General features: G+C 62.7%; 7 protein-coding genes and 1 pseudogene. 3 read left to right on the top strand and 5 right to left on the bottom strand.

Annotation, left to right across the window (positions count from 1 at the left end; translation table 11 throughout):
* Window positions 1-612: 612 nt before the first annotated feature.
* A complete protein-coding gene (locus KHO33_RS26160) occupies window positions 613-1,419 on the bottom strand; it encodes a TIGR02391 family protein (RefSeq protein ID WP_200565835.1) in 807 nt (268 codons plus the stop codon).
* Window positions 1,420-1,534: 115 nt separating this feature from the next.
* Complete coding sequence (locus KHO33_RS26155) at window positions 1,535-2,110, bottom strand: hypothetical protein (RefSeq protein ID WP_200565834.1); 576 nt, start codon at window positions 2,108-2,110, stop codon at window positions 1,535-1,537.
* Window positions 2,111-2,457: 347 nt separating this feature from the next.
* Between KHO33_RS26155 and map the strand changes: the two genes are divergently transcribed.
* The 3 genes and pseudogenes from map to KHO33_RS42975 form a co-directional block, all read left to right on the top strand.
* Window positions 2,458-3,306 (top strand): type I methionyl aminopeptidase, encoded by an 849-nt coding sequence (gene map / locus KHO33_RS26150; RefSeq protein ID WP_268963355.1) that lies wholly within the window; start codon window positions 2,458-2,460, stop codon window positions 3,304-3,306.
* Window positions 3,307-3,337: 31 nt separating this feature from the next.
* Complete coding sequence (locus KHO33_RS26145; RefSeq protein WP_054035160.1) at window positions 3,338-5,917, top strand: [protein-PII] uridylyltransferase; 2,580 nt, start codon at window positions 3,338-3,340, stop codon at window positions 5,915-5,917.
* 534 nt (window positions 5,918-6,451) lie between these two features.
* A pseudogene (locus KHO33_RS42975) lies at window positions 6,452-8,233 on the top strand (pseudouridine synthase); the annotation flags it as partial.
* Between the two features lie 133 nt (window positions 8,234-8,366).
* On the opposite strand, the gene def reads toward KHO33_RS42975, so the two are convergent.
* The 3 genes from def to KHO33_RS26125 form a co-directional block, all read right to left on the bottom strand.
* Complete coding sequence (def, locus tag KHO33_RS26135; RefSeq protein ID WP_054041000.1) at window positions 8,367-8,900, bottom strand: peptide deformylase; 534 nt, start codon at window positions 8,898-8,900, stop codon at window positions 8,367-8,369.
* Window positions 8,897-10,963, bottom strand: a complete 2,067-nt coding sequence (gene ligA / locus KHO33_RS26130; RefSeq protein ID WP_200565832.1) for an NAD-dependent DNA ligase LigA — start codon at window positions 10,961-10,963, stop codon at window positions 8,897-8,899. Before ligA ends, def begins: the two co-directional genes overlap by 4 nt.
* A 174-nt stretch (window positions 10,964-11,137) precedes the next feature.
* Complete coding sequence (locus KHO33_RS26125; RefSeq protein WP_200565831.1) at window positions 11,138-12,382, bottom strand: cell division protein ZipA C-terminal FtsZ-binding domain-containing protein; 1,245 nt, start codon at window positions 12,380-12,382, stop codon at window positions 11,138-11,140.
* Window positions 12,383-12,467: the final 85 nt, after the last annotated feature.

The following is a 12,467-nucleotide window of genomic DNA, read 5'->3' as shown; positions in this document are numbered from 1 at the left end:
TTGATCACCCATGGCTGTTTGTTCGGTGGCAGTCGCATAGATGGATTCGAAGCTCTTGCCCACGTAGCTCTCCGAATCAATGAGATAGAATTTGTGCAACAAACGTCGGCTAAGGTACCTATATGCCACCATCAGAAAGATTCCGGCCGACAGAATGGGCGCCACCCCCGCAATGACTGCCCCCGGTTGTTTCATTACTATCGCGGCGAAAATCCCCAGATGACTCCCGTTGTTCATGAGGGCTATGAACAGAAACCACGCCGAAAAGGCGAGACATAAGTTCCCTACAAATCCGTCCGTCTCCATTTTCATTCGAAAGCGCCGGTTGTATTGGCGGTCGTTCGCGAGCATGTGTATCTGTCGCCAGTGCCTTTCCGTGCGCCGGGATCGTGACTGCGTGGCACGCCTACCCACGGTCACTATCGATCTATCTATCCCGTCTTTCAGATACCCGCTAACGATGTTCAGCAATATCCCAACTACCACCGTTGAAATGAGCCACGCCGGGGTGAGCATTGTTGCTAGAAAATTTTGCATGACGTCACGTGGGTTTTCGAGATAGGCAAATAGATTACCGGCTGACTGCTTTTGAAATAAAGCCCTTGCATACCATCAAGGTGCGCGTTGAACACTGTCCAGCGACTTCGCGAGCATGCTTAGAAAGCTTAGATACTCCACGGTACGCTCCGGATGATCGGTTACCAGCCCGTGCGCCCGTGGGTTGCGTAGCGCCATTACCGCACCTTCGAACAGGTGCATCATTCCCTCCTGCTCACTTTTTTCGCTTTCAGTTTGCAGTTCGTTGTATCTGAGAATCGGGGATTTCAGACTGAACACCGTCCGCATAAGCGCGGTGCCGCTCAGGTCGTTTTTCAAGCTTCGGCGCTGCACAAGCATTTCCAGCACCTTGCAGGCCGTTTCCACTGCCGCTGAATAATGGCCGTTTTCGAAAAGCTGGGAGCACTCGCTGGCAATGTCGGGGTGTAGGTCGAGGTCACCGAAAGCGCGGCGAGCTTTGGTCGCGGGCGTGTCGCCGCCGTCCTCCAGATTTTCTTCAAATAGCTCAATGATCGTTCGGAGGTTTGCTAACTGCCTCTCCTTGCCACGGACAAGGCCCGCAATAACTTCTCGATTCGGAATCTCCCCTTGCCCCAAGAACAAACCCGCAGTATCCAGTCCACTTGTCTTAAACCGGCTGTACTCAACCGTGTCAATACCAAAGATGCTCGCCACGGTGTCTTCCAGCTTGGTATCAAGGGCTTTAACCTGTGGATCAAATCGCTGCCGGATAGCCTGCGGATTGAACGCATCAAGGTCTGCGATGCGCCGCTGTAGCTTGGGAATTGCCGCGCGCATCTGCTCCGGCGTCAGGTTGGCGGGTCGTAGCTGCGCTGCGGGAACTGCTTTTCTGGTCACCATGTTTCCCCCGGATCGTTATCGGTGTATCAGCAGCAGATTAGCTCAATTTGATCCCTTTTTTATCGGATCGTCCCCTCCAACATCAACAGCGGATGCAATTGATTGATTGCTGGAACTAGAGAATGCCGGTCGCACGTAAGGCGAACAGCACGACTCGCACGACCCCATAGACGATTGTCAGCGCGCCTACGACGATGCAAACCCGCACGCCAAACAGTAGCGGCTTCGGATATTGGGGAATAACCTGAAACTGCATGGACTTGGCGGGGCCATCTTTCGAACGCACGCCAGCTAGATTAGGCGGCGTGATGTGACTGAACACCTGCATCTGTAAAAACTCTTTCGGCCCGAGCGAACCAATGTTGATCGTATAAGTGCCGTCCGCTCCTGTCGTTTCTTCAAAGGTGCGCGGAGGGTTCAACTGAAAATGGTCGGGTTTGGTCCGATGGATGATTTCAACGTCTTCAGCGGTCTTGCGTCCAAGGTTTTGGACAGTCAGGGTGGCCGTTTGGACGTTTATCGGTTGCGGCTGGTCGGGCAGAGGCACACGAAAGATAAAGTTATGGGGAATCCAGTAGCGAAGTTTGGCTCCCGGCGCAAACAGGCGTTGGATTCCCAGAAACACCAGTCCCACAATCCCGGTAATGATCGCCCCAACTATCTTGTCCGATACCCCATCCAGTCCGGTCATACCGGCCCCTCGCTTGTGGTTTTGATGGCTCGAAGTCTGCCACAAACGCAGACCGACCCCGAGCAAGTAAAAAACAGGACTGGCGAGTTTCGGACGGCTTCAGGCCCCATACAGGCGCGGCCCACCACCTACGTCCGGAATTTGTGCAATTGATTGCGCAAGCCCGTCAGGCAGTCCAGACGACCGAACCCAGCTTATAATACGTTTTTGGCCCCAAATGCATGGTGTAGCGTGGTCTGACTGTGGAAATTTTCGTTTCACGGCCCCGCTAAAACCCTGCTGGCTGGCGGTTTCGCGTCGTCGCGGTGGAATTCTGGTGGAATTTTCGTAAACCCAGACCACCCGAAATTCGGAAACCCCTATTCCACAAGGCTTCTGAGGGATTTATGGCTATTACGCTCAAAAACGAACACGATATCGCGCAGATGCGCGTCGCCTGCAAGCTCGCTAGCGAAGTGCTCGACTACATCACGCCGTTCGTCACGGCCGGCATCACGACCGGCGAACTCGACCGGCTGTGTCACGAATACATGCTCCAGGTGCAAGGCACGGTTCCGGCGCCGCTGAACTATCAGCCGCCCGGCTATCCGCCTTACCCGAAAGCCACCTGCATTTCGGTCAACGACGTGATCTGCCACGGCATTCCGGGCGACAAGACGCTGAAGAACGGCGACGCACTGAATATCGACGTCACCGTGATCAAGGAAGGCTATTTCGGCGACACCAGCCGGATGTTCATCGTCGGCGAAGGCTCGATCATGGCCCGGCGCCTCGTGCAAACCACCTTCGAATGCATGTGGCTCGGCATCGATCAGGTGCGCCCGGGCGCCCATCTCGGCGACATCGGCTACGCCATCCAGAAACATGCCGAAGGGCAAGGCTACAGCGTGGTGCGCGAATATTGCGGCCATGGCATCGGCACGGTGTTTCACGAAGACCCGCAGATTCTGCACTACGGCCGCCCCGGCACCGGGCTCGAGCTGCAGACCGGCATGATCTTCACGATCGAACCGATGATCAACGCCGGCCGGCGCGACATCCGCACCATGCCGGACCAGTGGACCGTGAAAACCAAGGACCGCAGCCTGTCGGCACAGTGGGAACACACCGTGCTCGTCACCGAAACCGGCTACGACGTGCTGACTGTCTCGGCCGGCACGCCCGCGCGTCCGCCGGTTGTCGCAGCCACGGCCTGAACGACTTCCGACCCCACCCGCCCGCCTGCCAATGAGTAGTGTTCCAGCCGTCGCCCAATCCCATGCCACGTCGCTCAAGGCGGACTATAAAGTGGCCAAAGCCCAGTTGCTGGAACGCTTCAAGACAGCCTCCAACGTCGACTCGCTGATGGCCGCTCTCGCGCGCGCCACGGACGAGTCGCTGCGCGCCGCGTGGAATACCTGCGAGTTGCCGCCCGAACTGGCGCTGCTTGCGGTCGGCGGCTACGGGCGAGGCGAACTCGCGCCGCACTCCGACATCGACATTCTGGTGCTGCTGCCCGACGCGCCGATCGCGCACCTGGAAGCGCGCATCGAGCGTTTTATCAGCCTCGCGTGGGATTTGGGGCTCGAACTCGGCAGCAGCGTGCGCAGCGTGGTGCAGTGTGTCGAAGAAGCCGCGAACGACGTCACCGTGCGCACCTCGCTGCTCGAAGCGCGGCGCATTACGGGCAGCGCCCCGCTCTTCGACGACTTTGCGAAGCGCTACCGCGAAACACTCGACCCGCGCGCGTTCTTCCAGGCCAAAGTGCTGGAAATGCGCCAGCGGCACGCCAAGTTTCAGGACACGCCGTATGCGCTCGAGCCGAACGTCAAGGAAAGCCCAGGCGGCCTGCGCGATCTGCAACTGATTCTGTGGATTACCCAGGCGGCCGGGTTCGGCAGCAGCTGGCGCGAGCTCGAAGCACGCGGCCTGATCACCGAGCGTGAAGCGCGCGAACTGCGCCGCAACGAAGGCTTCCTGAAAACGCTGCGTGCCCGCTTGCATGTGATCGCCGGCCGCCGCCAGGACATTCTGGTGTTCGACTTGCAAACGCCGGTGGCCGAAAGCTTCGGCTATAAGCCGACAGCCACCAAGCGCGCTAGCGAACAGCTGATGCGCCGCTATTACTGGTCCGCCAAAGCCGTTACGCAGCTCGCCACCATCCTGATCCAGAACATCGAAGCGCAGCTTTTCCCAAACACGAGCGGCATCACGCGCGTGCTGTCGGACCGTTTCGTCGAGAAACAGGGCATGCTGGAGATCGCCAGCGACGACGTCTTCCAGCGCGAGCCGAACGCGATCCTCGAGGCTTTTCTGCTCTACGAACAGACGCCGGGCGTGAAGGGTTTGTCGGCGCGTACGCTGCGCGCGATCTACAACGCCCGCGACGTGATGGACCAGCATTGGCGGCGCGATCCGGAAAACGGGCGCCTGTTCATGGATATCCTGAGGCAGCCGGCCGGCATCACGCACGCGCTGCGCCTGATGAACCAGACCAGCGTGCTCGGGCGCTATCTGCTGAACTTCCGGCGCATCGTCGGGCAGATGCAGCACGACCTGTATCACGTATACACGGTCGATCAGCACATCCTCATGGTGCTGCGCAATCTGCGCCGCTTCGCGGTCGCCGAGCACGCGCACGAATATCCGTTCTGCAGCCAGTTGATCGCCAATTTCGACCGGCCGTGGGTGCTGTACGTGGCGGCGCTGTTTCACGACATCGCCAAAGGCCGCGGCGGCGACCATTCCACGCTCGGCATGGCCGACGCGCGGCGCTTCTGCCGCAACCATGGCATCGAGGGCGAGGACGGCGAACTGGTCGTCTGGCTGGTTCAGCAGCATCTGACCATGAGCCAGGTCGCGCAGAAGCAGGATACGAGCGACCCCGAAGTCATCAAGCGCTTTGCCGAACTGGTCGGCAACGAGCGCCGGCTCACCGCGCTTTACCTGTTGACCGTGGCCGACATTCGCGGCACCAGCCCGAAAGTCTGGAACACGTGGAAAGGCAAGCTGCTCGAGGATCTCTACCGCGCAACGTTGGCGGTGCTCGGCGGCGCACGGCCTGACGCGCATTCGGAACTGAAATCGCGCCAGGAAGAGGCGCTTGCGCTGCTGCGCCTCGAAACCGTGCCGGAAGGCTCGCAAAAGGCGCTATGGGACAAGCTGGATATCGGCTATTTCCTGCGCCACGACGCCGCGGATATCGCGTGGCAGACCCGTGTGCTGTACCGGCACGTCGAAACTGCGACGCCGATCGTACGGGCGCGTCCTTCGCCGATCGGCGAAGCGCTTCAGGTGCTGGTGTATGTGAAAGACCAGCCCGATCTGTTCGCCGGCATTTGCGCGTATTTCGACCGCAATGGCTTGTCGGTGCTCGATGCGCGGGTCAGCACGACCCGTCACGGGTACGCGCTCGATAATTTCCTCGTCGCGCATACCGAAGAAGACGTGCATTATCGCGATATTGCCAATCTGGTCGAACAGGAACTGACCGCACGCCTCACCGGTGACGGCACCCTGCTTCCGGGACCGTCGAAAGGCCGTTTGTCACGGCTGTCGCGGACCTTCCCTGTTACGCCGCGCGTCGATCTTCGGGCCGACGAGCGCGGCCAATATTACATCCTGTCCGTGTCTGCGAACGACCGGCCAGGCCTTCTTTATTCAATCGCGCGCGTGCTGGCCGAGCACCGGGTCGGCGTCGCGTCGGCGCGGATCAATACGCTCGGCGAACGTGTCGAAGACGTGTTCCTGCTGGATGGACACGGTCTGTCGGACAACCGCCTGCAAATTCAGGTCGAGACCGAACTGCTGCGCGCGATTGCAGTGTGAGATTTCATGCGAGTCAAATTAACAGCCAAGCACCCGCGGCCGGCTTCGTCCGAACGCGCCCCTGTCCGTACCGGAAGCAACTCGGCGCGTAAGCCGACGCGTCCGACCGGGCCACGGCCGTCTACGCCGACGGCCGGGTTTAACGGGGCGCGGGGCGAAGGCGCAGCGGGTGGTGGCAAGCGGCCGGCGGGTGCAGGTAAACCGGCAGGCGCCGGGGCGCGTGCGCCGCGGGCTGAAGGATCGTTTTCCCGCGAGCGGGATGCTGGCGCCGCGCGCCGGGCGCCGTCGGATCGGCCGCCGCGGCGCGAAGGGGCCGGCGGTGCGCCGCGCCGGTTTGAGGGCAGTGGCGATCGTGCTCCGCGTCGGGACGAGGGTGAACGTGCGCCGCGCCGGTTTGAAGGTGGTGGCGATCGTAGCGAACGTGCGCCGCGCCGTGCTGATGGTGAACGTAGCCAAGGCGCTCCGCGTCGATTTGAAGGCGGCGGCGATCGTGCGCCGCGTCGGGACGAGGGTGCTCGTGCGCCCCGTAAGTTTGAAGGTGGCGCTGATAGGAGCGAACGCGCTCCGCGTCGCGCTGACGGCGAACGTCCTCAAGGCGCTCCGCGCCGGTTTGAGGGCAACGACCGCGCGCCGCGTCGTGACGATGGTGAGCGTGCGCCCCGCCGGTTTGAAGGTAGCGGCGATCGTAGCGAACGCGCTCCGCGTCGCGCGGACGGTGAACGCAGTCAAGGTGCTCCGCGTCGGTTTGAGGGCAGCAGCGACCGTGCGCCGCGTCGTGACGTTGGTGAGCGTGCACCTCGCAAGTTTGAAGGCGGTGGTGATCGCAGTGAACGTGCTCCGCGTCGCACTGACGGTGAACGCAGCCAAGGCGCACCCCGCCGGTTCGAAGGAAGCCCGGACCGAAGCGAACGCGCGCCCCGCCGCTTCGAAGGCAACACCGATCGCAGCGAACGCGCACCGCGCAGTTTCGACGGCAACCGTGCCCCGCGCCGCGACGACGGCGAACGCCGCTCGTTCAGTGGTCCGCGCCAGGGTGCAGGCCGTCCGTCGGAAGGTGGACCGCGTGGCGAGCGTCCGGCGCGTGACGCCTCGGATCGGCCCCGCTTCGGCAGCGACCGCGGCGCCCCGCAGGAGCGCCGTACCGGCGAGCGCGGCCCGCGCAGCGACAGCGCAGCACCGCGCCGTTTTGAAGGCGAGCGTGGCGCCTCCGAGCGTGGCGAGCGCACTTTCGCGAAGCCCGTCAAGAGCGGCTACGGTGACCGCACGGACCGTCCGGTACGCGCACCGCGCGACGACCGCGGCGAACGCGCCCCAGCCAAACGTGAATTCGGCGATCGTCCGCCGCGTGCCGGCGAACGTAACGAACGTAGCGACCGGGGCGAACGCCCTGCTCGCAGCTTCGACAAGGCGCTGCCGGCTGCCGGCCGCCGCTTTGGCGACGACAACCGCCCCGCCCGTGCCGACAAGCCGCGTGGCCCGGCGTCCGCAGCCAGAGCCGAACGCGACGATGACGCCGATGCCGCTCCGCGCACGCCGCGCCGCGATTACGAAGACGCGCCGGGCACCCTGCGCCTGTCCAAGCTGATGTCGGAACTCGGCCTGTGCTCACGCCGCGAAGCCGACGAGTGGATCGAAAAAGGCTGGGTACTAGTCGACGGCGAGCGGATCGACACGCTCGGCACCAAAGTTCGTCCGGACCAGCGCATCGAGATCGACCCCGCCGCCGAAGCCGCGCAAGCGAGCCAGGTGACGGTCCTGATCCACAAGCCCGTGGGCCTCGTATCGGGCCAGGCGGAAGACGGCTATCAACCGGCGATCACGCTGGTCACGCCGGAAAACCGCTGGGAAGGCGACAGTTCGGACATCCGCTTCTCCGTCTCGCATCTGCGCCAACTCGCGCCGGCCGGGCGCCTCGACATCGATTCGACGGGCTTGCTGGTGTTGACTCAGGACGGTCGCATCGCCAAGCAGCTGATCGGCGGCCATTCGGAGATCGACAAGGAGTATCTGGTGCGCGTGTCGTTCGGCGAGCACACCACCGACGTCGAAAGCCACTTCCCGCCGGAAAGCCTTGCGCTCCTGTGCCACGGCCTCTCGCTCGACGACGTGCCGCTGAAACCCGCCCAGGTCAATTGGCAAAACGGCGAGCAACTGCGCTTCGTGCTGCGCGAAGGCAAGAAACGCCAGATCCGCCGGATGTGCGAGCTGGTCGGCCTCGAAGTAATCGGCCTGAAGCGCGTGCGGATGGGTCAGGTAATGCTGGGCGCACTGCCGCCGGGTCAATGGCGCTATCTGTCGGCGGACGAGTCGTTCTGATGCCGGGAGCTTGACGCTCAAACAGCGAGAGACTCAGGGTGCCCGCGCACTGTGACGCTCGCCCAACAAAAAACCCACGTGAAAACGTGGGTTTTTTTATACCTGCGGCGCACGCGCGCAGAACACGGCAGCATCAGTCGTCGCTATTCGGATCCATATCCGGAAACAAAACTTCCGTGAAACCGAACTTCGCGAAATCGTTGATCCTCATGGGGTATAGCTTGCCGATCAGGTGATCGCACTCATGCTGCACGACACGTGCGTGAAAGCCCTCGGCGACGCGGTCGATCGGCTTACCGTACTGATCGAAGCCGTGATACTTGATCATCGAAAACCGGCTCACGGCGCCGCGCAGGCCCGGCACGGAAAGGCAACCTTCCCAGCCCTCTTCCATATCCTGCGACACCGGCGTGATGGTCGGATTGATCAGCACCGTCTCCGGCACCGGCGGCGCATCCGGATAGCGCTCGTTGTGCCCGAAGCCGAAGATCACCACCTGCAGATTGACGCCGACCTGCGGCGCGGCGAGCCCCGCGCCGTTCGCGTCGTGCATGGTCTCGAACATGTCTTTGATGAGTTCATGCAACTCCGGGGTGTCGAAGTGATCGACCGGATCGGCAATTTGCAAAAGGCGCGGATCGCCCATCTTGAGAATTTCGCGGATCATAACTGCCCCTCCAGGAGCTTACGCATACCATCTTCGTCGAGTACGGGAACGCCGAGTTCCTCGGCTTTCGCCAACTTGCTGCCCGCTTCGGCCCCGGCCACCACGTAGTCCGTTTTCTTCGACACCGAACCGGCCACCTTCGCGCCGGCCGCTTCAAGCATTTCTTTCGCCTCTTCACGGGCGAGCGTCGGCAACGTGCCGGTCAGGACGACCGTCTTGCCGGCCAGCACGCCTTGCGGCGCCTTGGGCGCGGGCGGTCCTTCCGGCCAGGTGACCTTGCCCGGTGCGCGGAGTTGCTCGATTACCGTGCGGTTGTGTTCTTCGGCGAAAAACTGATGAAGCGACTCGGCCACCACAGGACCCACGTCGTTCACCTCCAGCAATTCTTCGACCGAGGCGTCCATGATCGGATTCAGCGAGCCGAAATGCTTGGCGAGATCTTTCGCTGTCGATTCACCCACATGTCGGATACCGAGCGCGTAAATAAAGCGCGCCAGCGTGGTGTGCTTGGCCTTTTCGAGCGAGTCGAGCAGATTCTGCGCGGACTTTTCAGCGAAGCGGTCGAGTTCAGCAAGCGTCGCGAAGCCGACGTTGAACAGATCGGCCGGCGTGCGCACCAGGTTCTGCTCGACGAGCTGATCGATGATCTTTTCGCCGAGACCGTCGATATCCAGCGCTCGCCGCTGCGCGAAGTGCCACAACGCCTGCTTGCGCTGCGCCGGGCAGAACAGCCCACCAGTGCAGCGCGCAATCGCCTCGTCCGGCAGCCGTTCGATGCTCGAGCCGCACACCGGGCAGTGTGTGGGCATGACGAACTCGCGGGCGTCGTCCGGGCGGCGGTCGAGCAGCGCGCTCACCACTTCGGGAATCACGTCGCCGGCACGCCGCACGATCACCGTGTCGCCGATGCGAATATCCTTGCGGCGCACTTCGTCTTCGTTATGCAAGGTTGCGTTCGTGACCGTCGCGCCGCCGACGAACACCGGCTCCAGCCGCGCAACCGGCGTGATCGCACCGGTGCGGCCGACCTGAACGTCGATTGCGACGAGCTTGGTCAGCGCTTCCTGCGCGGGGAATTTGTGCGCGAGAGCAAAACGCGGCGCGCGCGAGACATAGCCGAGCGCGTCCTGCTCATCGCGCCGGTTGACCTTGTAGACGACGCCGTCGATATCGTAAGGCAGCGTATCGCGCTTTTCGCCTACCGCGTGAAAGAACCCCAGCAAACCTTCGGCGCCCTGCACCACCGCGCGCTCGCCATTCACCGGCAAGCCGAGTTCCTTGTACCAGTCGAGCAGTTCGCTATGCGTGGCCGGCATTTCGATGCCTTCGACCACGCCGATTCCATAGGCAAAGAACGACAGCGGCCGTTGCGCGGTGATCTTCGAATCGAGCTGCCGCAAACTGCCCGCCGCAGCGTTACGCGGATTAGCGAATTCCTTCTGCTCAGCAGCCCGCTGGCGCTCGTTCAGGCGCTCAAAATCGCGCTTGAACATGAGCACTTCGCCGCGCACGTCGAGCACCTGCGGCACGCGTTTGCCCTTGAGCTTGAGCGGAATGGAACGGATCGTGCGGACGTTTTCGGTGACGTTCTCGCCCGTGGCGCCGTCGCCGCGCGTGGACGCCTGAACGAAGTTGCCGTCGACGTAACGCAGCGAGATGGCAAGGCCGTCGAACTTCAGTTCAGCGGCGTATTCCACCGGCACCGGCGGTTCGCTCGCGTTCTTGCCGAGCGCGTCGCCGACGCGCTTGTCGAACGCGATGATGTCTTCGTCGGCAAAACCATTGTTCAGCGAGAGCATGGGCTGATCGTGCACGACCGGCTCGAAACCGCTCGACGCCTCGCCGCCCACACGCTGAGTGGGTGAATCCGGCACGATCAGGTCCGGATGCTCCGCCTCGATTCGCTCCAGCTCCTTGAACAGCTTGTCGTACTCCGCGTCCGGCAGGTCGGGCTGGTCGAGCACGTAGTACGCGTAATTGGCGCGTTCGAGTTCCGCGCGCAGCCACGTGGCCCGCTCGGCGGGCGTGCTGGTTGCAGGGTTGGAGGCGGGGGTTCGGGCCATGCTGTCGGAAGCTTCTTCAAAGGAATTCAGACATTGGATTATCGCAGGAAGCGTGCCCCTTTACATCGGCCGAATGGCCAGTTTCGTGCGTTCGTTATTCCGCCCCAAACGCCGCCTCAAACGCCAACGGCCGCACAGTGTGCGGCCGTCGAATACTGCGCGATTGCGGAGCCCTTACTGGCTGAACAGACGCCGCGTGGCCGGCGAACCCGCCGGAATACCCGCCTGCTCGAGCTTCGCGTAAAGCGTCATCAACTGCTTTTCGATCGCCAGCAGCGCGGTTTCCGGCAGCGGACGGCGCCCATCGTCGACCACCCGGCCGCCAATACGCTCAGCCAACGATTTCGCGTAGTCGCACATCAGGCGGAACGGCAGGATGTCTTCGTCCGCGACCGGCACGTCGAGCACCAACGTGATCATCTGGCCGCCCTTGTAAGTCAGATCGTCGCGCAGGAAATTGGTGTCACCGAATTGCAGCATGAACACCGGGCTCTGCTTCGCGTCGAGTTTGACGAAGCGCGTGCCGTCGCGCGAGAGCAGCAAGCCGTCTTGCGAAGCGACGGCCTGGACATAATTGGCCGACCACGGCGCGCCGTCGGAGAGCACGTTGATCGACAGTTGCGCATCGCACTGCGCGGCGAAGCCGTCAAGCTCACGCGCCATCGCGACCGTTTCAAGCATGTCGGGAAATTCCGGCGACGCGTCGAGCGCGTCGGCAAACTGCTGCACGCCGGTCACAAACTCGGAGAACTCCAGTTCGTTGAGCGCGCCACTCCGATTGGCCAGTTGCGCGGCCGCGCGGAGCTCTTCATAGCGCGCGCCGTTCTGCAGCAATTCCCACGCGCCGCCTTCGAGCTTGCCTTCGATATGCACCGGCTTGCTGCCGGCGCGGCGCAGACGCTGCGCAAGCGGAATCACCTTGTCGCCGGCCACCGGGCCGTTCAAACGAATCGGCACGATGCAGTCGATGCGGCGATCCACGATAGCCGGCGGCGCCGACGAAATCGTCGTGGCGGCGGGCAGGATCGGCTCATCGACGGTCGCGGCGTGGCCGCTTTCCGCTTCAGCAATGCCTTCCGCTTCGGGATAGCCATTCGGCGTAGTCGTCTCGGCCTGAATATCGGCCGGCGTATCGAGCGGCGCGGCGGTTGCGCCAAAAGTCGGTTCGACGCGCGCCGCCGCGGTCTCCGCCGCCTGTTCCGAACCCACCACCGGCTCGCGCCGCGTGGTCGGCCGGGCCGGTTCGATAAACGGGCTCTGCTCCTCCTGATCGTCCCGCGCGAAACTTTCGGCGGTATCGGCCGGCATTGGACGCGGCATCTTGCGGCGCACCTTCGCGCCTTGCCATGCGTTGTACACGACCACGCCCCCGACCACCACGGCACCCGCGCCGATCAAACCGAGTGTCAACTCGTCCATGCATGCTCCATCAGCAATTCTTCTGTCTGCGCGGCTTTGCGCCCGCCCCACGTGTCGCGCGGCCGATGGCCGCAGCGCTGAACGC

Source organism: Paraburkholderia nemoris (assembly GCF_905221015.1).
Lineage (GTDB): Bacteria > Pseudomonadota > Gammaproteobacteria > Burkholderiales > Burkholderiaceae > Paraburkholderia > Paraburkholderia nemoris.
Note: the sequence above shows the minus strand (reverse complement) of the source record. Positions and strands in the feature narration are given on the sequence as shown.

Coding starts and splice junctions, on each gene's coding strand:
- KHO33_RS26160 (WP_200565835.1), bottom strand. CDS start 1,419: ATGGTGACCAGAAAAGCAGTTCCCGCAGCGCAGCTACGACCCGCCAAC.
- KHO33_RS26155 (WP_200565834.1), bottom strand. CDS start 2,110: ATGACCGGACTGGATGGGGTATCGGACAAGATAGTTGGGGCGATCATT.
- KHO33_RS26145 (WP_054035160.1), top strand. CDS start 3,338: ATGAGTAGTGTTCCAGCCGTCGCCCAATCCCATGCCACGTCGCTCAAG.
- def (WP_054041000.1), bottom strand. CDS start 8,900: ATGATCCGCGAAATTCTCAAGATGGGCGATCCGCGCCTTTTGCAAATT.
- ligA (WP_200565832.1), bottom strand. CDS start 10,963: ATGGCCCGAACCCCCGCCTCCAACCCTGCAACCAGCACGCCCGCCGAG.
- KHO33_RS26125 (WP_200565831.1), bottom strand. CDS start 12,382: ATGGACGAGTTGACACTCGGTTTGATCGGCGCGGGTGCCGTGGTGGTC.